Source organism: Streptomyces herbicida, from assembly GCF_032656585.1.
Classification (GTDB): Bacteria; Actinomycetota; Actinomycetes; order Streptomycetales; family Streptomycetaceae; genus Streptomyces; species Streptomyces herbicida.
The window spans coordinates 440,741-460,918 of sequence record NZ_JAUYWJ010000001.1; the positions used below are offsets into that span (position 1 = coordinate 440,741).

Annotated in this window: 17 protein-coding genes; 13 read left to right on the forward strand and 4 right to left on the reverse strand. The window is 69.3% G+C overall.

Annotated elements, in window-relative coordinates; translation table 11 throughout:
• Positions 1 to 42 precede the first annotated feature (42 nt).
• The 3 genes from Q8A52_RS01970 to Q8A52_RS01980 all read right to left on the reverse strand — a co-directional run bounded on the left by Q8A52_RS01970 (position 43) and on the right by Q8A52_RS01980 (position 3,989).
• Complete coding sequence (locus Q8A52_RS01970) at positions 43 to 1,023, reverse strand: ABC transporter permease (RefSeq protein WP_316748066.1); 981 nt, start codon at positions 1,021 to 1,023, stop codon at positions 43 to 45.
• Positions 1,024 to 1,120: 97 nt separating this feature from the next.
• Positions 1,121 to 2,881, reverse strand: coding sequence for an ABC transporter substrate-binding protein (locus Q8A52_RS01975; RefSeq protein ID WP_316748068.1), 1,761 nt, complete (start codon positions 2,879 to 2,881; stop codon positions 1,121 to 1,123).
• 79 nt (positions 2,882 to 2,960) lie between these two features.
• Positions 2,961 to 3,989: an ABC transporter permease gene (locus Q8A52_RS01980; RefSeq protein WP_408649159.1), complete on the reverse strand. Its 1,029-nt coding sequence runs from the start codon at positions 3,987 to 3,989 to the stop codon at positions 2,961 to 2,963.
• Positions 3,990 to 4,463: 474 nt separating this feature from the next.
• On the opposite strand from Q8A52_RS01980, the gene Q8A52_RS01985 reads away from it, so the two are divergent.
• From Q8A52_RS01985 to Q8A52_RS02005, 5 genes are read left to right on the forward strand one after another with little or no spacing between them, the layout of a single operon-like run.
• Positions 4,464 to 6,086: a peptide ABC transporter substrate-binding protein gene (locus Q8A52_RS01985; protein ID WP_316748072.1), complete on the forward strand. Its 1,623-nt coding sequence runs from the start codon at positions 4,464 to 4,466 to the stop codon at positions 6,084 to 6,086.
• 6 nt (positions 6,087 to 6,092) lie between these two features.
• Positions 6,093 to 7,016: an ABC transporter permease gene (locus Q8A52_RS01990; protein WP_316748074.1), complete on the forward strand. Its 924-nt coding sequence runs from the start codon at positions 6,093 to 6,095 to the stop codon at positions 7,014 to 7,016.
• Positions 7,009 to 7,989, forward strand: coding sequence for an ABC transporter permease (locus Q8A52_RS01995; RefSeq protein WP_316748076.1), 981 nt, complete (start codon positions 7,009 to 7,011; stop codon positions 7,987 to 7,989). Before Q8A52_RS01990 ends, Q8A52_RS01995 begins: the two co-directional genes overlap by 8 nt.
• Positions 7,990 to 7,995: 6 nt before the next feature.
• Positions 7,996 to 8,970, forward strand: a complete 975-nt coding sequence (locus tag Q8A52_RS02000; protein ID WP_316748077.1) for an ABC transporter ATP-binding protein — start codon at positions 7,996 to 7,998, stop codon at positions 8,968 to 8,970.
• Positions 8,963 to 10,012, forward strand: a complete 1,050-nt coding sequence (locus Q8A52_RS02005) for an ABC transporter ATP-binding protein (protein WP_316748079.1) — start codon at positions 8,963 to 8,965, stop codon at positions 10,010 to 10,012. Before Q8A52_RS02000 ends, Q8A52_RS02005 begins: the two co-directional genes overlap by 8 nt.
• Positions 10,013 to 10,122: 110 nt before the next feature.
• Here Q8A52_RS02005 and Q8A52_RS02010 read toward each other — a convergent pair whose 3' ends face one another.
• On the reverse strand, positions 10,123 to 12,252 hold the full coding sequence (locus Q8A52_RS02010; protein WP_316748081.1) for a S9 family peptidase: 2,130 nt from the start codon (positions 12,250 to 12,252) through the stop codon (positions 10,123 to 10,125).
• A 189-nt stretch (positions 12,253 to 12,441) separates the two neighbouring features.
• Here Q8A52_RS02010 and Q8A52_RS02015 point away from each other — a divergent pair, with 189 nt between their 5' ends.
• The 8 genes from Q8A52_RS02015 to Q8A52_RS02050 all read left to right on the forward strand — a co-directional run bounded on the left by Q8A52_RS02015 (position 12,442) and on the right by Q8A52_RS02050 (position 20,021).
• A complete protein-coding gene (locus tag Q8A52_RS02015; protein ID WP_030649813.1) occupies positions 12,442 to 12,636 on the forward strand; it encodes a hypothetical protein in 195 nt (64 codons plus the stop codon).
• Between the two features lie 55 nt (positions 12,637 to 12,691).
• Complete coding sequence (gene mshB, locus Q8A52_RS02020) at positions 12,692 to 13,555, forward strand: N-acetyl-1-D-myo-inositol-2-amino-2-deoxy-alpha-D-glucopyranoside deacetylase (protein ID WP_316748089.1); 864 nt, start codon at positions 12,692 to 12,694, stop codon at positions 13,553 to 13,555.
• Positions 13,552 to 13,968, forward strand: a complete 417-nt coding sequence (locus tag Q8A52_RS02025; RefSeq protein ID WP_316748091.1) for a DUF6113 family protein — start codon at positions 13,552 to 13,554, stop codon at positions 13,966 to 13,968. Before mshB ends, Q8A52_RS02025 begins: the two co-directional genes overlap by 4 nt.
• A gap of 156 nt (positions 13,969 to 14,124) precedes the next feature.
• Positions 14,125 to 16,407: a hypothetical protein gene (locus tag Q8A52_RS02030; RefSeq protein ID WP_316748093.1), complete on the forward strand. Its 2,283-nt coding sequence runs from the start codon at positions 14,125 to 14,127 to the stop codon at positions 16,405 to 16,407.
• Positions 16,408 to 16,544: 137 nt separating this feature from the next.
• Positions 16,545 to 17,471, forward strand: a complete 927-nt coding sequence (locus Q8A52_RS02035; RefSeq protein ID WP_316748095.1) for an ABC transporter ATP-binding protein — start codon at positions 16,545 to 16,547, stop codon at positions 17,469 to 17,471.
• Positions 17,468 to 18,208, forward strand: coding sequence for an ABC transporter permease (locus Q8A52_RS02040; RefSeq protein ID WP_316748096.1), 741 nt, complete (start codon positions 17,468 to 17,470; stop codon positions 18,206 to 18,208). The genes Q8A52_RS02035 and Q8A52_RS02040 overlap by 4 nt, the downstream gene beginning before the upstream one ends.
• 5 nt (positions 18,209 to 18,213) lie before the next feature.
• A complete protein-coding gene (locus Q8A52_RS02045; RefSeq protein WP_316748743.1) occupies positions 18,214 to 19,410 on the forward strand; it encodes a sensor histidine kinase in 1,197 nt (398 codons plus the stop codon).
• Positions 19,407 to 20,021 carry a response regulator transcription factor gene (locus Q8A52_RS02050; protein ID WP_316748098.1) on the forward strand — a complete coding sequence of 205 codons (615 nt, stop codon included), beginning with the start codon at positions 19,407 to 19,409 and terminating at the stop codon, positions 20,019 to 20,021. The genes Q8A52_RS02045 and Q8A52_RS02050 overlap by 4 nt, the downstream gene beginning before the upstream one ends.
• Positions 20,022 to 20,178 lie beyond the last annotated feature (157 nt).

The window sequence follows — 20,178 nt, forward strand, 5'->3', positions numbered from 1 at the left end:
ACGCTCCTGGGGGGTGATGCGGGGGGTCGGGGTGGGCGGAGGTCAGGCGAGCCGGATCCGCGGGTCGATGAGGGCGTAGACGGCGTCCACGATGATGTTGAAGAAGACGATCGCCGCCGACGCCACCAGGGTCACGCCGAGCAGCATCGGAAGGTCGTTGGCGTCCACCGCGGTGAGCGAGAGCCGGCCGATGCCCTGGAGGCTGAAGACGTACTCGGTGATGATGGCACCGCCGATCAGCGTGCCCATGTCGATGCCGAAGATCGTGACGATCGGGCCCATCGCACCACGCCAGGCGAAGCGGAAGAACACGGAGCGCCGGGACAGTCCCTTGGCCCGTGCGGTGCGCACGTAGTCCTCGCTGAGCTGCTCCACCAGCTGGGAGCGCGTCATACGGGTGTAGTTGGCGGTGAAGATGATGGACAGCACCAGCCACGGCAGCAGCAGCCCCGAGGCCCACTTGACCGGGTTGTCCGTGAACGGCGTGTACGACGGCTGGTCGAGGATGCCGAGCTGCTGCACCAGGAAGAACATGGCGATGTAGCCGACGAAGTAGATCTGCAGCGAGGAGCCGATCAGCGAGAAAGAGCTGGCGAGCTTGTCGGCCGCCTTGCCCTGCTTGACGGCGGCGATCATGCCGGTGCCGACGCCGATGATCAGGAAGAAGAACGAGGCGCCCAGCGCGAGCGAGATGGTCAGCGGCATGCGGTCCAGGATGGTGCCGAGGACCGGCTCGCGGTTGGTGAAGGAGAAGCCCAGGCAGGGCGCGTTGCAGTTGCCGAGACCGCCGTAGTCGCGGCCCAGGAAGAGGCCCTCCAGCCAGTGCCAGTACTGCACCGGCAGCGGGTCGGCCATGCCGAGGTTCTGCCGGACCTGCGCGAGCAGTTCCGGGGTGCATACCTTGCCGCACGCCATACGGGCCGGGTCACGCGGGAGCGCGTAGTAGAGCATGAAGGTGACGGCGCTGATGATCAGCAGAATGACAAGTGCGCCGATGACACGGCGGACTAGAAAACGGAACATGGCGTGACTTTCCGGACGGGGCGCCGTCGCCGGGATGTGGGGAGTGGATCGGAGGGGGAACCGGGGCGGCGGCGGTGGCCGCCGCCCCGAAGCGGGATCAGGCCTTCGCGTAGACCTTGCCCAGAGCGATGCAGGTGTTGCCGGAGTCCCAGATCACGCCGCCGACCTTGGAGCCGTAGAAGTAGTTGCGGATCGGGTTGTAGTCCGGAACCACCGCGGCGATCTGCATGATCTGCTCGTCGATGTCGCCCCACATCTTCGCGGCCTTCTTCTGGTCCGTCTCGGCCGTGGCGGCGGCGATCGCCTTGTTGATGCCCGTGTCGTTCAGCTGCGGCCAGTTGACACCGCCGTCGGCGATCTGGCTGCCGTCGAAGCAGGGCTGGATGACCGCGTAACCGGCCGGCCAGTCCGGGCCCCAGCCCGCGGCGAACAGGTCGTACTTGTTGTCCAGCTGGCCGATCTGGCTGTAGAAGGACGTCTTGTCGACCTGCTTGACGACCGGCTTGAAACCGGCCTTGGTCAGCGCGCTCTTGATCGCGACGGCCTGCTTGACGGAGTTGTCCGACTGCTGCATCGCGATGACGACGGTCTGACCCTCCTTGCCGGCCTCCTTGAGCAGGGCCTTGGCCTTGTCCGGGTCACCCATCGGCTTGGTCTTCTTGCCGTAGAGGTCGAAGTCCTTGTGGCCCGGGGTGAGCGGGCTGATGATCGTGGTCGCGGTCGCCGAGGAGAGCGAGCCACCACGGATCTGCTTCAGCTGCTGCGACGGCCACGCGTAGTTGAGCGCCTGACGGACCTTGACGTCCTTGACGCGCGTGGTGTTGATCGCGAAGTAGTAACAGGTGGTGTCGACCTGGGTCAGGACGCGCTTCTTGAGCGCCGGGTTCGTCATCACCTTCTGGAGGCGCTCGGGGGCGACCTCGTTGAGCACCGACAGCGTGAACTGGTCGTTGCCCTGGTCGGCGATGTAACGGTCCGTGGACGCCAGGTTCTGGAAGCCGAACTGGAACTCGACCTTGTCCGGGTAGGCGTTGCGGATCGGGTCCGTCTCGGCGACCCAGTGCTCGTTGCGGACCAGCGACGCCGACTTGCCGATGTCGCGGTTCGCGATCTTGTACGGGGCGCAGGAGAACGGGCGCTTGTCGTACTTCTCCTTGGTGTCGTGCTTCTTCGGCACGATGGAGAAGCCGCGCATCGCGAGCATGAAGTTGAAGTCGGCGTGGGCCTCCTTCAGCTTGAACGTGATGGTGTTGCCGTCCACCTCGATGGACTTGAGGTGCTTGCCCTCGTAGGGGCCCTTGTACTTGTCGCCGCCGAGCAGCCAGCTCTGCGGGTAACGCGGACCCTGGGTGACGAACTTGGCGAAGAGGCGCTCGAAGGTCCAGCGGACGTCCTCGATGGTGACGGCGGCGCCGTCCTCCCACTTCACGTTGTCCTTGAGCGTGAAGGACCAGGTCTTGCCGCCGTCCTTCACCGTGCCCGCGTCAGTGGCGAGGTCGCCGACGAGGGTGGTGGTGCCCTTGGAGTCGATCTTGTAGCCGGTCAGACCGCGCAGGAACAGGACCGAGCAGGCGCCCTCGTACGAGGAGTAGACCTGAGCGGGGTCCAGGTGGTCCCAGTCGATCTGCTCCAGCGTGTAGATCGTGCCGCCCTTGACCGCCCCCGGGACCTCGGGAGCCGGACCGGTGGAGTCGGCCTTGGTGCCGACATCGATGGTGGCTGCCTTGGCCTTGTCGACCGACGGAGCCTTGCTGGCACCGCTGCCGCCCGCGTTGCCGCTGCTGCACGCGCTCAGCACGGTGGTCGCGCCGGCCGCCACACCAGTGGCTATGAGGAAGTTTCTGCGGGAAAAGGACATGGCTTACCTGCCTAGGGGTGGATGGAGTGAGAGAGGAGGTGCAACCAGCCGGACGACGATGACCGGACCGGAGTGGGACTCAGCGCTTGGACTTCGGGTCGAGCGCGTCGCGGACCGAGTCGCCGAGAAGGTTGAAGGCGAGGACGAAGAGGATCATCGAAACGCCCGGGAAGATCATGAAGGTGATGTCGTCCGAGTAGAACTGCGCGCCGCGCCCGATCATCACGCCCCAGTCCGGGGTCGGATCGATCATGCCGACGCCCAGGAACGCGAGGCCCGCCTCGGCCGTGACGTAGGCCGGGAGCAGGAGGGTCGACTGGATGAGGATCGGCGTCCACAGGTTGGGCAGCAGTTCCTTGAAGATGATGCGGCGCGGCGATGCGCCGGTCACCTTGGCCGCCTCGACGAACTCCCGTTCACGCAGGCCGAGCACCTGGCCGCGCAGCAGTCGCGCGATGGAGGCCCAGCCGAAGGCGGAGAGGACGAGGATCAGGCAGGTGGCCCGCAGCCAGGCCGGGACATCCTCGTCGAAGGGGACGAACATGCCGTAGACGACCGGCATGAAGGCGATGAAGAACAGCGTGGACGGGAACGACAGCAGAATGTCGATGACCCGGCCGATGAAGTAGTCGGTCTTGCCGCCCAGGTAGCCGGCAGTGGTGCCGATCACCACGCCCAGCAGAGTGGTCAGCAGCGTGGCGGCGGTGGCGATCAGCAGCGAGGTCCGGATGCCGTAGATCAGGAACGTGAAGACGTCCCGACCGAGCTGGGGCTCGATCCCGAACCAGAAGTCGCCGGAGATGCCGCCGTTGGGCTTGACCGGGTAGGCGAAGTCGTTGAGCAGCCCAGGGGTCTCCTGACCGTACTGCTCGTACGGGTTCTTGCCGTAGAGCTTGGCGATCAGTGGCGCACCGATCGCGACGACGAAGAAGAAGATCACCACATAGGCGGATATGACGCCCGTACGGTCACGCTTGAACCGATTCCAGGCAAGCCGTCCCGGCGAGCGGCTCTCGTTGCCCTTCGGGGCCGATGAAGTGGTCGACTTCTCGACGCTCTCGTCGGTCACCTCAAGCGGGGCAGCCGCAGATGGAGTTGGGGGGGTCATGGTGCTCCTGGCCCAAGGGAGGGTCTGATGACTCCGCAGGGCGCTCCCCTACGGGCTACGCCGGACTTTTTCAACGCAATTCATTCAAGGTCAATAAATTCTCGGTCGCCTTGGTTGTCTATTTACCTTCTTTACTCGCGCTTGACCATTCCGTAGCTACGCGGGTAGCGCGCTGTAATCGTTCTGTGCTTTAGTTCGGACTAATTGGACTATTCGGGCAACGAGTTCGATATGCGGACGCCTGTGTGTCGAAATGCGTACATCGGCGGGGCGCAATCCAACGTTTCGGCATCGTTACGCAGAGATCCATTGCATTCGTCGCCCAAGATCGACGCGACCCCCCGGCGGGGCCTGCGTGCATCCGGATGACCTGTCCCCTGAAAGGCCCCCTCTCGAGTGGCGCACACATGCGATATGCAGCATTTGCGCTGATATTGACCGGTAATGGATCAGCGCTCTCGGAGGAGGCACGCCATGCGTGGAGCCAGGCACGCCGGATGGGCCGTCGGTGCGACGGCGGTGGCGCTCGTCGCGACGGCGTGCGGGGGCGGAGCCTGGAGCAGCACGGGAGGCGCGGTCCTCAGTTCCTCCTGGGGCGACCCGCAGAACCCTCTTGAACCGGCCAACACCAACGAGGTGCAGGGCGGCAAGGTCCTCGACATGATCTTCCGCGGTCTGAAGCGGTACGACCCGAAGACCGGCCAGGCCCAGAACATGCTCGCCGAGAAGATCGACACCCCGGACTCGCAGAACTTCACCGTCACGATCAAGGACGGCTGGACCTTCAGCAACGGCGAGAAGATCACCGCCAAGTCCTTCGTGGACGCCTGGAACTACGGTGCGAGCCTGAAGAACAACCAGAAGAACGCCTACTTCTTCGGCTACATCCAGGGGTACGACAAGGTCCACCCGGCCAACGGCTCACAGAGCGCCGACACGCTCTCCGGTCTGAAGGTCGTGAACGACAGGACCTTCACCGTCAAGCTGAACCAGAAGTTCTCCGGCTTCCCGGACACCCTGGGCTACGTGGCCTTCGCGCCGCTGCCCCAGTCGTTCTTCTCCGACCACGCGGCCTGGCTGGAGAAGCCGGTCGGCAACGGGCCGTACATGATCGGCTCGTACACCAGGGGCTTCCAGATGGCCCTGACGAAGTGGGACGGCTACCCCGGCGCCGACAAGGCGCAGAACGACGGTGTGACGCTCAAGGTGTACACGGACAGCGACACCGCCTACACCGATCTGCTGGCCGGAAACCTCGACCTCGTCGACGACGTCCCCGCCTCGCAGCTGAGGAACGTCAAGAAGGATCTCGGCAACCGCTACATCAACACCCCGGCCGGCATCATCCAGACCCTCGCCTTCCCGTACTACGACAAGGACTGGGACAAGGCCGGCTCAGCGAAGGTCCGCACGGGCCTGTCCATGGCGATCAACCGGAAGCAGATCACCGACACGATCTTCCAGAAGACCCGCACCCCGGCGAGCGACTGGACCTCGCCGGTCCTCGGCACGGAGGGCGGTTTCAAGGAAGGGCTGTGCGGGAGCGCCTGCGAGTACGACCCGGCCCGGGCCAAGAAGCTGATCCAGGAGGGCGGCGGACTCCCGGGCGGACAGCTCAAGATCACCTACAACGCCGACACCGGCTCGCACAGGATGTGGGTGGACGCCGTGTGCAACTCGATCAACAACGCGCTCGGCAACGACAAGGCCTGCGTGGGCAACCCGATCGGCACCTTCGCGGACTTCAGGAACCAGATCGGCCGGCACAAGATGACCGGCCCCTTCCGGGCCGGCTGGCAGATGGACTACCCGCTGATCCAGAACTTCCTGCAGCCGCTCTACTACACCAACGCATCCTCCAACGACGGCAAGTGGTCCGACGCACAGTTCGACAAGCTCGTCGACCGGGCCAACGCCGAGACCGACACCGCCAAGGCGGTCTCCACCTTCCAGCAGGCCGAAGAGGTCGTCCGGGACAACATGGCCGCCATCCCGCTCTGGTACCAGAACGGCAGCGCGGGCTACTCGGAGCGGCTGTCCAACGTCGCGCTGAACCCGTTCAGCGTCCCCGTCTACAACGAGATCAAGGTCGGCTGAGCCGCCATGGGGCGCTATGTCGTCCGGCGTCTGCTCCAGATGGTCCCGGTGTTCGTCGGGGCGACGCTGCTGATCTTCCTGATGGTGAACGTGATGGGCGACCCGATCGCGGGGCTGTGCGGCGAGCGCGCCTGTGACCCGGCGACGGCCGCCCAGCTGAAGAAGGAGTTCGGCCTCGACAAGCCCCTGTGGCAGCAATACCTGACCTACATGGGGAACATCTTCACCGGCGACTTCGGCACGGCGTTCAACGGCCAGCCCGTCACCGAGCTGATGGCGACCGCGTTCCCCGTCACGATCCGGCTGACGATCGTGGCGATCCTCTTCGAGATCGTCATCGGCATCACGCTGGGCGTCGTCACCGGACTGCACCGCGGCCGCCCCGTCGACACGGGTGTGCTCCTCGGCACCCTGGTCGTGATCTCCGTGCCGACCTTCGTCACCGGCCTACTGCTCCAGCTGCTGCTCGGCGTGCAGTGGCACTGGATCCAGCCGTCGGTCTCCCAGGAGGCCGCCTTCGGCGAGCTGATCGTGCCGGGCCTCGTCCTGGCCGCCGTCTCGCTCGCCTACGTCACCCGCCTGACCCGAACCTCCATCGCGGAGAACAAGCGGTCCGACTACGTCCGCACCGCCGTCGCCAAGGGCCTGCCCCGGCGCCGGGTCGTCACCCGGCATCTGCTGCGCAACTCGCTCATCCCCGTCGTCACCTTCATCGGTGCCGACATCGGGGCGCTGATGGGCGGCGCGATCGTCACCGAGCGGATCTTCAACATCCACGGCGTCGGCTACCAGCTGTACCAGGGCATCCTGCGGCAGAACACCCAGACGGTCGTCGGCTTCGTGACCGTCCTCGTGCTGGTCTTCCTGGTGGTCAACCTGCTCGTGGACCTGCTGTACGCCGTACTCGACCCGAGGATCCGCTATGCCTGAGCAGTTGCACGAGCCCGAACGCGCCATCGCGGGGACCGGAGCCGGCAGCGGGATGGACCTGGCGGCGAGCGAGGCCGAGACGCTGGAGAGGACTCCGGCGGGACCGCTGGGCACGGGGCCGCGCGCCAAGCCGCGCAGCCTGTGGTCCGACGCCTGGCGGGACCTGCGCCGCAACCCCGTCTTCATCGTCTCCGGGCTCGTCATCCTCTTCCTCGTCGTCATCTCCCTGTGGCCCTCGCTGATCGCCTCCGGCAGCCCCCTGCAGTGCAACCTCGCCAAGTCCCAGGAGGGCTCCCAGCCGGGCGCTCCCTTCGGGTACGACGGCCAGGGCTGCAACGTCTACACACGGACCGTCTACGGGGCCCGTACGTCCGTCACGGTCGGCGTCTGCGCCTCGCTCGGGGTCGCGCTCCTCGGGTCCGCCCTGGGCGGCCTCGCGGGATTCTTCGGCGGGGCCTGGGACTCCCTCCTGTCCCGCACGACCGACATCTTCTTCGCGATCCCCGTCGTCCTCGGCGGTCTCGTCCTCCTCTCCGTGGTGACAAGCAATACGGTCTGGCCGGTCATCGGGTTCATGGTGCTGCTCGGCTGGCCGCAGATCTCCCGTATCGCCCGCGGCTCCGTCATCACCGTCAAGCAGAACGACTACGTCCAGGCGGCCCGCGCCCTGGGCGCCTCAAACTCCCGCATCCTGCTGCGCCACATCGCGCCCAACGCGGTCGCCCCGGTGATCGTCGTGGCGACCATCGCGCTCGGCACCTACATCTCGCTGGAGGCGACCCTGTCGTATCTCGGCGTCGGCCTGAAGCCGCCCAGCGTCTCCTGGGGCATCGACATCTCCGCCGCCTCCCCCTACATCCGCAACGCCCCGCACGCGCTGCTGTGGCCCTCCGGGGCCCTGGCGATCACGGTCCTGGCCTTCATCATGCTCGGCGACGCGGTGCGCGACGCCCTCGACCCGAAGCTGAGGTGAGCCGCCGTGCTGCTCGAAGTGCGTGATCTGCACGTGGAGTTCCGGACCAGGGACGGGGTCGCCAAGGCCGTGAACGGCGTCGGCTACGGCGTGGACGCGGGTGAGACCCTCGCGGTGCTCGGTGAGTCGGGGTCGGGCAAATCGGTCTCGGCGCAGGCGATCATGGGCATTCTCGACATGCCGCCCGGCCGGATCACGGGCGGCGAGATCCTCTTCCGGGGCCAGGACCTGTTGAAGATGAAGGAGGAGGAGAGAAGAAGGATCCGCGGCACCGCAATGGCGATGATCTTCCAGGACGCCCTGTCGGCGCTGAACCCCGTGCTCTCCGTGGGCGAGCAGCTCGGCGAGATGTTCGTCGTGCACCGGGGCATGTCACGGAAGGACGCGCGGGCCAGGGCGGTCGAGCTGATGGACCGGGTGCGCATCCCGGGCGCCGCCCAGCGGGTGCGCGACTATCCCCACCAGTTCTCGGGCGGTATGCGCCAGCGCATCATGATCGCCATGGCGCTGGCCCTGGAGCCGGCGCTGATCATCGCCGACGAGCCCACCACCGCCCTCGACGTCACCGTCCAGGCCCAGGTCATGGATCTGCTCGCGGAGTTGCGGCGCGAGTACGACATGGGGCTGATCCTGATCACGCACGATCTCGGCGTGGTCGCCGACGTCGCCGACCGCATCGCCGTCATGTACGCGGGACGGATCGTAGAGTCGGCCCCGGTCCACGACATCTACAAGGCGCCCGCGCACCCGTACACGCGCGGCCTTCTCGACTCCATTCCGCGCCTGGACCAGAAGGGCCGGGAGCTCTACGCCATCAAGGGCCTGCCGCCGAACCTGATGGACATCCCGCCGGGCTGCGCCTTCCACCCGCGGTGCCCGATGGCGCGGGACGTGTGCCGCACGGACGAGCCCCCGCTGTACGAGGTCTCGGAGGAGCGCGGCAGCGCCTGCCACTTCTGGCGGGAGTGCCTCCATGACTGAGCCGATCCTGGAGGTCAGCGGCCTCGTCAAGCACTACCCGCTCACCCGGGGCATCCTCTTCAGGAAGCAGATCGGCTCGGTGAAGGCCGTGGACGGCGTCGACTTCACGCTCGGCCGGGGCGAAACCCTGGGCCTCGTGGGCGAGTCGGGCTGCGGCAAGTCGACGGTCGCCCGGATGCTGTGCAATCTGGAGCAGCCGACGGCGGGCTCGATCAGATTCAAGGGCGAGGACATCACCAGGCTCTCGGGCAAGGCCCTGAAGGCCGTGCGGCGCCACATCCAGATGGTCTTCCAGGACCCCTACACCTCGCTCAACCCCCGTATGACGGTGGGCGACATCATCGGGGAGCCGTACGAGATCCACCCCGAGGCGGCCCCGAAGGGCGAACGCCGCCGCAGGGTCCAGGAGCTGCTGGACGTGGTCGGCCTCAACCCCGAGTACATCAACCGCTATCCGCACCAGTTCTCGGGCGGCCAGCGCCAGCGCATCGGCATCGCACGCGGGCTGGCGCTGCGCCCCGACGTGATCGTCGCCGACGAGCCGGTGTCGGCGCTTGACGTCTCGATCCAGGCGCAGGTCGTCAACCTGCTGGACCGGCTCCAGACGGAGTTCGAGCTCTCCTACGTCTTCATCGCCCACGACCTCTCGATCGTGCGGCACATCTCGGACCGGGTGGGGGTGATGTACCTGGGCCGCATCGTGGAGATCGGCAGGGACGCCGAGATCTACGACCACCCCACGCACCCCTACACCCAGGCCCTGCTCTCCGCGGTCCCGGTCCCGGACCCCGAGGCCCGCGAACACCGCGAGCGCATCATCCTCACGGGCGATGTCCCGTCCCCCACGAACATCCCCTCCGGCTGCCGCTTCCGCACCCGCTGCTGGAAGGCCCAGGAGCGCTGCGCACTGGAGGTCCCGGCACTCGCCGTCCCCGCCGAGTTCCGCCGCACGACGGGCCCCGCGGCGCACGACTCGGCATGTCACTTCGCGGAGGAGAAGCAGGTGGTCCCCTTGGAGGAACACGGCAACGGGCCGGGATGACATGGTGCATCCCGGCCCGTTCACGGCACCCGCACGGCCGTACGCTGTTCAGCCTCGCGCGTCCGTATATCGGTACCGCTTCCGTGAAGTTGCCTGCGCGTTAACGCAGTTCACGGGTGTTTGCGCGGTTGTGCCAGCGAACGCTTGAGGAAGTCCACCTGGAGGAGGAGCAGATTCTCCGCGACCTGTTCCTGCGGGGTCATGTGCGTGACGCCGGACAGCGGCAGCACCTCGTGCGGGCGGCCGGCGGCCAGCAGGGCGGAGGACAGGCGCAGCGCGTGGGCCACCACCACGTTGTCGTCGGCCAGACCGTGCACGATCATCAGCGGGCGGTGCGGCTCGGCGGGGGCGGACAGGCCGTCGTCCGTGACCAGGGAGCTCTTCGCGTACGACGCCGGGTCCGTGGCCGGGTCGCCCAGATACCGCTCGGTGTAGTGGGTGTCGTACAGGCGCCAGTCGGTGACCGGAGCCCCCGCGATGCCCGCGTGGAAGACGTCCGGGCGGCGCAGCACGGCCAGGCCCGCCAGCCAGCCGCCGTAGGACCAGCCGCGGATCGCCACCCGGGACAGGTCCAGGGGATAGCGCTTCGCCAGGTCCTGGAGCGCCTCGATCTGGTCGTCCAGGGACACCGTGAAGTCACGGTGCACCGCCTTCTCCCAGGCGGGGGAGCGGCCGGGGGTGCCCCGGCCGTCGGCGACGACCACCGCGAAGCCCTGGTCGGCGAACCACTGCGAGGTCAGGTGCGCGTTGTGCGCGGCGACCACGCGCGGTCCGTGCGGACCGCCGTAGGGGTCCAGCAGAACCGGCAGGGGAGTGTCGGAGTGGTAGTCCTGCGGCATAAGCACGGCGCACGGGATTCGCCGTGCGCCCCCCTCGGTGAGCGTCACCCGCGGGGACATACCGGGATCTTCGGCGTACGACAGGACAGTCGCCGTCGGTTTTCCGTCACGCAGCACCTGGACACGGGCGCCCGGACGGTCCAGCGCGGCGGAGATCAGTACCGTCACGCCCCCGGCGCGCACCGCCGAGTGCACGCCGGGGTCCTGTGAGACGCGCTCCACGCCGAGTTCGTTCACCCGGTAGACGTGCACCTCGCCGATGCCGGGAGCCTCGGACTCCTCGCCGGCCGAGGCCGAGACCAGCACATCGTCGTCCGAGACGTCGAGCACCGCACGGATGTGCAACTGGGCTCCGGTCAGCGGGCGTTCGCCCACCGCGAGCACCCGCGCACCGCCCTCGTCGGCGATCCGCACGAGTTGTCCGGAGGGGCTCCAGCAGGGCACGCCAGGGAAAAGTTCCAGCCATGTTGGATCTTCTTCCGCATGCACCATCCGGGTCGCCCCCGACTCCGGGTCCACGGCCAGGAACAGCTGGCTGCGCTGGTCCCGCGCCTGTACCAGGACCAGCGGGGCACCCGCCTCTGACCAGTGCACATGCGCCAGATACGGATAGCGCGCCCGGTCCCAGGCAACCTCCGTGCGCGTCCCGTCGAGGCCGATCACGAACAGCCGTACGTCCGCGTTGGCGGTGCCCGCCGCCGGATACGCGACGTGTTGTGGCTCACGCTCCGGGTGGGCCGGATCCGCGATCCACCACCGCCCCACCAGCGCGTCGTCCGCGCGCGCCACGAGCAGCCGGTCCGACTCCGGGGCCCACCAGAAGCCCCGTGAACGCCCCATCTCTTCGGCCGCGATGAACTCGGCCAATCCATAGGTGACCCCGTCCGCGTCGGGCTCCGCCAGCGCCCGGTCCCCGTCGCCCTCCGCGCCCACCACTCGCAGGGCACCCCCGGCGACATACGCCACATGCCGTCCGTCGGGGGCGGGACGCGGGTCGATCACCGGCCCGGGGACCGTGAGTTCACGTGCCGTGCCGGCCCTCAGCTCCGCTGTGAAAAGCCGCCCTGACAAGGCGAAAGACGCCAATTCCAGGGCCGTGTCGGTGGCGTAGCCGACGATGCCGGCACCACCCTCGCGGCTGCGTTCGCGGCGCGCCCGCTCCTCGGGCGAGAGATGCTCCGAGGCGCCGCCCAGCAGCGCGCGCGGGTCGGCCGCCAGGCGCTCCCGGCCGTCCGTCACATCAAGAATCCACAGGGAGTTGGCCCGGTCCGTACCGGAGTGGGAACGCAGGAACGCGACACGGGAACCGTCGGGAGCCACGGTGAACGCACGCGGCGCGCCGAGCGTGAACCGCTGGGTGCGGGCGTGCCGTCGGGGGAAGGAGTCAGGCTCGGTCGTCATCCCCCGACCATATTGGCCATGCGCCCCCTTGTGCGGCCGTGCGCCGACCGATGCGCGAGTACGGATAGTTATGATCACTACCGCTGAGTGGGTATGACCCTGCTGGCTTCTGTATGGATTTGCTGTACCGATCTACAACCCCCATAGTCCGAACCCCCGCGTACCTGGGATCTTTGGAGGTGAGCCGCCGTGGCACTCTCGATTTCGGCGGTGGTGCTGCTGGCGATCATCGTCTTTCTGCTGATCAAGAAGTCAGGACTGAAGGGCGGCCACGCGGTCGTCTGCATCCTGCTCGGCTTCTACCTCGCCTCCTCGACCGTCGCTCCGACGATCAGCGAGCTGACGACGAACGTGGCGAGCATGATCGGCAGCATCAAGTTCTGACCCGGGGCGCCCGGCCCTGCGCGGCGCTGTCGGCGCCGCCTCGTAGGGTGGGGACATGACGGAACTGCCCGCCCGGCGTCTGCTGCTGGTGCACGCGCACCCGGACGACGAGTCGATCAACAACGGCGCGACCATGGCCAAGTACGCGGCCGGGGGAGCGCGGGTCACCCTGGTCACCTGCACCCTCGGGGAGCGGGGTGAGGTCATTCCGCCCGAGTTGGGGCATCTGTCCGGTGCCGCCCTGGGCGAGTACCGGCTGCGCGAGCTCCGGGGTGCCATGGGGGAGCTGGGCGTCGCCGACTTCCGGCTGCTCGGCGGCGCCGGACGGTACGCGGACTCCGGGATGATGGGGCTGCCCGACAACGACGACCCCGCCTGCTTCTGGCAGGCCGACCTCGACGAGGCCGCCGGGTACCTCGCGGAGGTGATCCTGGAGGTCCGCCCCCAGGTCCTGGTCACCTATGACGACAACGGCGGATACGGCCACCCCGACCACATCCAGGCCCACCGCGTCGCGATGAGAGCCGTGGAGCTGGCCGCCGACGCCGGCTGGCGCATCCCCAAGGTCTACTGGAACCGCGTCCCGCGCCGGGTCGCCGAGGACGCCTTCGCCCGCCTTCGGGACGATCTGCCCGGTCTCCCCTTCGCCAAGCCCGCCTCCGTCGACGACGTCCCGGGTGTGGTCGACGAGGAGCGCGTCACCACCGAGGTCGACGGCACCGCGTACGCCACCGCCAAGGCCGCCGCGATGCGCGCGCACGCCACCCAGATCGAGGTGGCCGAACCGTACTTCGCGCTCTCCAACGAACTGGCCCAGCCCGTCTTCGTCACGGAGTACTACGAGTTGGTGAGCGGAGAGCGCCCGCGGACCCGGGAGACCGACCTGTTCGCCGGGACCGGCGTCGAGGAGGCGTCATGAGCTCGGCAGGACGCGGCTCGATGCTCGCCCAGCCGCTGCAGCGCCCCTCCGCAGGGCGGATCGCCGCCCATGTGGGCCTGTTCGTGCTCGGAGCCCTGGTCGGCCTCGCCGGGGCGCTGGTGCAGGCCGGCTGGTTCCCCGGCGGGCTGCTGCTCGCCCTGGCGGGCGCGGCCGGGCTGTTCCTCGGCGGGGCGCGTGCCGCCGGCGGCCGCGCCGGGGCGGTCGCCCCCGCGGCCGGCTGGATCGTCACCGTCATCCTGCTCACCGCCGGCCGCCCCGAAGGGGACTTCCTGTTCGGTGCGGGGGGCGGCTCCTATCTGTTCCTGCTGGGCGGCATGGCCCTGGCTGTGATCTGCGCCACCCTTGGGGCGGGGCGGCAACCGGACGGCGATGCCGCCCGACTTGCCAAGTGACGTACCAATTCGCCATAGCGTGCGCGTGCGAGTCCGGTGTGGGTTTCCCCAGCGGTCACGGGATACGCGTCAGAAGTGGCCAGTATGGTGGTGCGCGCCGCCGAGCCGCCCGAGCAAGGTCGAAACGGGCGGTGGAGCCAACCGGGAGAACCTGCCTTGAGTCGTGAAACTGACAGTCCGTCCTCCGGGCCCAACGGGCGCGGCGGAGCCGCATACCCCTCGGGCACGCCGCCGTACGGGACCCCCAAGGTTTCCGGCGACGGTACGGGCGCGGACCGTTCGGCCGCGCAGCCGGAGGAGCGAAAGACCGAGACCACGCTGACGACGCGCATCCGGATCAACATCCCCGGATCGCGGCCCATTCCGCCGGTCGTCGTGCGCACGCCCGTCGCGGACACCGAGGCCCCCGACGACGACACCGGCGCGGCCGCCGAGGCGCAGCCGGCGCCCGCCCCGAAGTCCGCCGGCAGCGTCGAGCCTTCCGGTGAGCCCGCGGTGGCGGCCGAGGAGAAGACCAGTGACTGGTTCGCGCCCCGCAAGTCGGGCGCGGGCAAGGGCGGTCCGGCCGGCGGCGGCACGAACGGCGCCGGAATCCCCGGCGGTTCCGCGACCGGTGCGACCGCTTCGGGCACGGGCACGGCCGCCCCCGGCGGCGCGGGTGCGGCCAAGGGCGCGCGTCCGGGTGGCGCGGGCACCTCCGGTGCCGCGCGGCCGGGCGCCGGACGCCCCGGCGGTGTGGTCGGCTCCATGAGCGTGCCGGGCGGCTCCCGTCCCGGCGGTACGAACGGCGCGGGGCTCCCCGGCGCCACCGGCGGACCCGTGGCCCCCGGGCACGGCGGCGGCACCGGCTCCTTCGACGTGACCGAGGCGCTGGCCGCGGGCCCGCTGGGCAACGGCTCCCGTCCCGGCTCGGGCGGCGACGAGCCGCGCCGCGACGACCTGCCGTACTTCGCGGAGAGCGGCCCCGGCGGCCAGAACGGCTTCGGCGGTGCCAATGGCCAGGGCGTCGGCCCGGCCGGCCCTGACGGCTTCAGCGGTCCGAACGGCCTCGGCGTACCGCAGGGCCCCGCGGGCCCGACCGGCGGTCCGGTCACCGGTGACGGCCCGATGGTGCCGCCGGTCACCGGCGGACCCGGCGACCTCGGCATGGCGCCCGGCGAGTCCTTCACCGGCCCCGGCACCGTCGGCGGCCCCCGCCACCGGACCCCCGGCGCCGGTCCCGCCGCGAACCGTGGCCCCGGCGGCGGTCTGAGCGACGACACCGCGATCCTCACCCCGCAGAAGCCGGCCCCCGAACCGGGGATGCCCGGCTATGGCTCCCCGGCGGACAACGTCTCCGGACACACCGTGACCAGCGGCATCCCGGTCGTCCCGCCCACGGCGGCCTCGCCGTTCGGGCCGGGCGCCGCCACCGACGGGGCCGTGTCGCACACGCCCCCGAAGCTGCCCGAGCCGGTCTCGCCGAACGTCCCGCAGAGCAGGCCCAAGAAAAAGAAGGGCCGCAGCAAGCCGGCCCTGCTCGGCGGGCTCGTGGTCGTCGCCGGCATCGGTGTGTACGGCGCCGGACTGCTGATGAACCACTCCGACGTGCCCAAGGGCACCACCGTGCTCGGTGTGGACATCGGCGGCGGCACCCGCGACGACGCCGTCAAGAAGCTGGACGAGGCGTTCGGCGACCGGGTGAACAAGCCGCTGAAGCTGTCGGTGGGCGGCAAGACGGTCTCGCTCACGCCGGACAAGGCGGGGCTCCAGTTCGACACCACCGCCACCGTCAGCGCGGCCGCGACGAGCGACTACAACCCCGTCTCCGTGATCGGCTCCCTCTTCGGGCAGAAGCGGGTCGTGGAGCCGGTCATGCCGGTCGACGAGGAGAAGCTCCAGGTCGCCCTGAAGGACGCCGGTGGCGGCTCCGGCTCGGTCACCGAGGGCACGATCAAGTTCCAGTCCGGCAAGGCCGTCGCCGTCTACGGCAAGGCGGGCAAGGGCATCGACGCCGCCGGTTCGACGCAGGCGGTCGAGGAGGCCTACCGGTCGATGGTGGAAGCCGGCACGGCCACCCCGGTCACGGTGCCGACGACCACCCAGCAGCCGACGGTCTCCAACGCCGAGGTCGACCGCGAGATGAAGGCGTTCGCGGAGCCGGCGATGTCCGCCAAGGTCACCGTGCAGACGGACGCCGCGCACTCGGTCCCGATGAGCCCGCAGAACTCGCTGTGGAAGTTCCTCCGGGTGCAGGCGACACCCGACGGCAAGCTCACCGACTCCCCGGACCTGAATGCCCTGAAGCAGCTGTACGGTCAGGCGTTCGACGGGGTGCTCATCACCCGGGCCAACGGCAAGAAGACGGCCGTCACGCCCCAGGACGTGTACGGCGCCCTCCGCCAGGCACTGACGAGCAGGACCAACCGGATCGCGGTCATCGACACCACCCCGAACTAGTCCGGCCCGAAGAGGGGCGTCCGGTGTTCACCGGGCGCCCCTCCCGCATGTCACGGCGTCGGTATGACATCTGTCATCCGGCACTCAGGACCCCCGACACTGCCCGGCACCCGGCCCCCACGGCCACCATGGTCGCCATGACAACGACAGCGGTGACCACCGGCGCCCCGGTGGTCGGGTTCGACCAGGTGAGCAAGACCTACGGGAACGTGCGGGCGGTGGACGGGCTGTCGCTCACGCTGCACCCGGGGGAGACCGTCGCCCTCCTCGGTCCTAACGGCGCCGGCAAGTCCACCACCCTCGATCTGCTGCTCGGCCTCAAGCAGGCCGACGGCGGCACGGTGAGCGTCTTCGGCACGAGCCCGCGGGAGGCGATCGTCGCCGGGCGGGTCGGCGCCATGCTGCAGAGCGGCGGCCTGATGGACGAGGTCACGGTCACCGAACTGGTCAGGCTCGCCTGCGCTCTGCACCCGAGGCCGTACAAGGTCACCGATGTACTGGCCCGCGCCGGCATCTCCCAGATCGCCGACCGCAAGGTCAACAAGCTCTCCGGCGGCCAGGCCCAGCGCGTCCGCTTCGCCCTCGCCACCGCCGGCGACAGCGACCTGATCGTCCTGGACGAGCCGACCACCGGCATGGACGTCTCCGCCCGCCAGGCCTTCTGGGCCACCATGCGCGAACAGGCCGACCAGGGCCGTACGGTCCTCTTCGCCACCCACTACCTCGAAGAGGCCGACGCCATCGCGGACCGCGTCCTCGTCCTGCATCGCGGCCGGCTCCTCGCCGACGGCACCGCCGCCGAGATCAAGGCCAAGGCGGGTGCCCGCAGGGTCTCCTTCGACCTGGAGGGCGAGATCGACGAGTCGGCCCTGCGCGGGCTGCCCTTCCTGGCCTCGGTCAGCGTCTCCGGCCAGACCGTCCGCATCCAGTCCACCGACGCCGACGCCACGGTCCACGCCCTGTACGGCCTCGGTGTCTACCCCCGCAATCTCGAAGTCGCCGGGCTCGGCCTGGAGCAGGCGTTCGTCGCCATCACGGAGGCCGAGGAGGCCAAGCAGTCGTGAACTCACTCATCAAGCTGGAACTCGCCCGCGCCCTGCGCAACCGCAAGTTCCTGTTCTTCTCGGTGATCTACCCCTCCGCGCTGTTTCTGCTCATCGCGGGCAACGCCGACAGCAAGACCAAGATCGACGGCACCGGGCTCACCCTGCCGACGTACATGATGGTCTCCATGGCCTCCTTCGGCGCCCTGACCGCCGTCCTGATGGGCAACAGCGAGCGCATCGCCAAGGAGCGCGAGAGCGGCTGGGTACGGCAGCTGCGGCTGACCACCCTGCCGGGGCGCGGATACGTCCTCGCCAAGACCGCGAGCGCGGCCGTCGTCAGCCTTCCCTCCATCGTCATCGTCTTCGTCGTCGCCGCGGCCGTGAAGGACGTCCGGCTGGACGCCTGGCAGTGGCTCGCCCTCACCGGCGCCATCTGGGCCGGCAGCCTGGTCTTCGCCGCGCTCGGCGTCGCCATCGGCTACCTCGCCAGCGGGGACGCGGTCCGCCCGATCACGATGATCACCTACTTCGGCCTCTCGATGCTCGGCGGTCTGTGGATGCCCACCACGACCTTCCCGCAGTGGCTCCAGGACATCGCCAAGTGGCTGCCCACGCACGCGTACGCTGCCCTGGGGCGGTCGATCGAGCAGAGCCAGACCCCGCACGCCCAGGACATCGCCATCCTCGCCGTCTTCTTCGTCCTCTTCGCGGGAGGCGCGGCCTGGCTGTACCGGAAGGACACGCTGAAGGCGTGAGCGCCATGACGGAAGACCCGCTGACCGAGGAAGCCCGCCGGGAGCAGCTGATCCCCCTGGGACAGTCCCCCCGCAGCCGGCGCGACCTGTTCCTGCGCAAGATGCTGTGGATCGGCGTCTGGCTGGTCTTCCTCAGCGCCCCGGTCCACGACCTCGTCTCCGGGAAGCACACCACCACGGGCACCGTGGGCGGGTGGCTGGGCCTGGCGGTCTTCGTCGGGGTCTATCTGACCCTGGTCTTCCGGGACATGGGCAGCCCGGCCACCCCGGGGCGGGTCGGCGTCCTGATCGCCGTCCTCGGCGTCCTCGCGACCCTGCTGTCCTTCATGCTCGGCGCGCCCTGGCTCGCCCTGTACTGCTACGTCTCCGTCGCCTGCGGGGCGACCCTCCCCCTGCGGGCCGCCTGCTGGGCGATCCCGGGGACGGCGGGCGTGCTGCTGCTGGTCGGCCTGCACGTCGGCGAGCAGCACGCCCTGGACCTGCTGATCCTGGTGATCCTTATCGGGTTCGCCATGACCGGCGTCGTCCAACTCGTCCGTACCACCATCGAGTTGCGCAAGGCCCGCGCCACCGTCGCCCAACTGGCCGCCAACGAGGAGCGGCTGCGCCTGGCCCGGGACCTGCACGACCTGCTCGGCCACTCGCTCTCCCTCATCACGCTGAAGAGCGAACTGGCCGGGCGGATGCTCCCCGACCACCCCGACAAGGCGGCGCAGCAGGTCGCCGACATCGAACAGGTCAGCCGCCAGGCCCTGGTCGACGTGCGCGAGGCCGTCACCGGCTACCGGCGCCCCCGGCTGGCCGCCGAACTCGCCGGTGCCCAGGTCGCCCTGACCGCCGCCGGGGTCACCGCCGAGGTGCCCGCCGAGCCGGCCCTGAACGGCGTGCCCGAGGACGGCGAGTCCGCTCTCGCCTGGGCGCTGCGCGAGGCGGTCACCAACGTCGTACGGCACAGCGGCGCCGGACGCTGCACGGTGGAGCTCCTCAGACGCCAGACCCTGGACGGCCTCGTCCTCGAACTCTCCGTCGAGGACGACGGATCGGGAGGCTCGGGCAAGGGGCCCGGCAATGGCTTGACCGGTCTGACCGAGCGGCTGGAGAAGGTCGGCGGCACGCTCGAGGCGGGCCGGGTCAGGCATGGGTTCCGGCTGGTCGCCCGTGTGCCCACGGCCACCGGGGTGGACGTAGTATCCGGGGCATGAGCAGCACGATCAAGGTTCTCCTCGCCGAGGACCAGTCGATGGTCCGCGAGGCGCTGGCAGCCCTGCTCGGCCTCGAGGACGACATCGAGGTCGTCGCCCAGGTCTCGCGCGGCGACGAGGTGCTGGCGGCCGCCCGGCAGCACGGTGTGGACGTCGCCCTGCTCGACATCGAGATGCCCGGCTGCACGGGCATCGAGGCCGCGGCCCGGCTCCACAAGGAACTTCCCGCGGTCAAGCTGGTCGTGCTCACCACCTTCGGCCGCCCCGGCTATCTGCGCAGCGCCATGGAAGCGGGCGCCGACGCCTTCCTGGTCAAGGACGCCCCGGCCGCCCAACTCGCCGAGGCCGTCCGCAAGGTGCTGGCCGGCGAGCGGGTCATCGATCCCACGCTCGCCGCGGCCGCTCTGGCCGAGGGCGCCAACCCCCTCACCGACCGCGAACGCGAGGTCCTGCGCGCCGCGGCCGACGGCTCCACCAACGCCGAACTGGCGGCCGCCCTGCACCTGTCCCAGGGCACGGTCCGCAACTACCTCTCGACGGCGATCCAGAAGCTGGCTGTGCGGAACAGGGCGGAGGCGGTACGGACAGCGCGGGAGAAGGGCTGGCTGTAGCCCGCCGGGACAGGTCCTGGGGGGTGTCGTTTGGATCAGGCCGGCTATGACGGACGGTGCGGGTTCGCGGACCCGAGCGGGGTCATGGGGGCCCCTGCTCGAGCGCAGTCGAGAGCTTGGGGGAGTGCGTGCCAGACCCCGCGACGCCGGGATGATC

Coding starts and splice junctions, on each gene's coding strand:
- Q8A52_RS01970 (WP_316748066.1), bottom strand. CDS start 1,023: ATGTTCCGTTTTCTAGTCCGCCGTGTCATCGGCGCACTTGTCATTCTG.
- Q8A52_RS01975 (WP_316748068.1), bottom strand. CDS start 2,881: ATGTCCTTTTCCCGCAGAAACTTCCTCATAGCCACTGGTGTGGCGGCC.
- Q8A52_RS01980 (WP_408649159.1), bottom strand. CDS start 3,989: ATGACCCCCCCAACTCCATCTGCGGCTGCCCCGCTTGAGGTGACCGAC.
- Q8A52_RS01985 (WP_316748072.1), top strand. CDS start 4,464: ATGCGTGGAGCCAGGCACGCCGGATGGGCCGTCGGTGCGACGGCGGTG.
- Q8A52_RS01990 (WP_316748074.1), top strand. CDS start 6,093: ATGGGGCGCTATGTCGTCCGGCGTCTGCTCCAGATGGTCCCGGTGTTC.
- Q8A52_RS01995 (WP_316748076.1), top strand. CDS start 7,009: ATGCCTGAGCAGTTGCACGAGCCCGAACGCGCCATCGCGGGGACCGGA.
- Q8A52_RS02005 (WP_316748079.1), top strand. CDS start 8,963: ATGACTGAGCCGATCCTGGAGGTCAGCGGCCTCGTCAAGCACTACCCG.
- Q8A52_RS02010 (WP_316748081.1), bottom strand. CDS start 12,252: ATGACGACCGAGCCTGACTCCTTCCCCCGACGGCACGCCCGCACCCAG.
- mshB (WP_316748089.1), top strand. CDS start 12,692: ATGACGGAACTGCCCGCCCGGCGTCTGCTGCTGGTGCACGCGCACCCG.
- Q8A52_RS02025 (WP_316748091.1), top strand. CDS start 13,552: ATGAGCTCGGCAGGACGCGGCTCGATGCTCGCCCAGCCGCTGCAGCGC.
- Q8A52_RS02035 (WP_316748095.1), top strand. CDS start 16,545: ATGACAACGACAGCGGTGACCACCGGCGCCCCGGTGGTCGGGTTCGAC.
- Q8A52_RS02045 (WP_316748743.1), top strand. CDS start 18,214: ATGACGGAAGACCCGCTGACCGAGGAAGCCCGCCGGGAGCAGCTGATC.
- Q8A52_RS02050 (WP_316748098.1), top strand. CDS start 19,407: ATGAGCAGCACGATCAAGGTTCTCCTCGCCGAGGACCAGTCGATGGTC.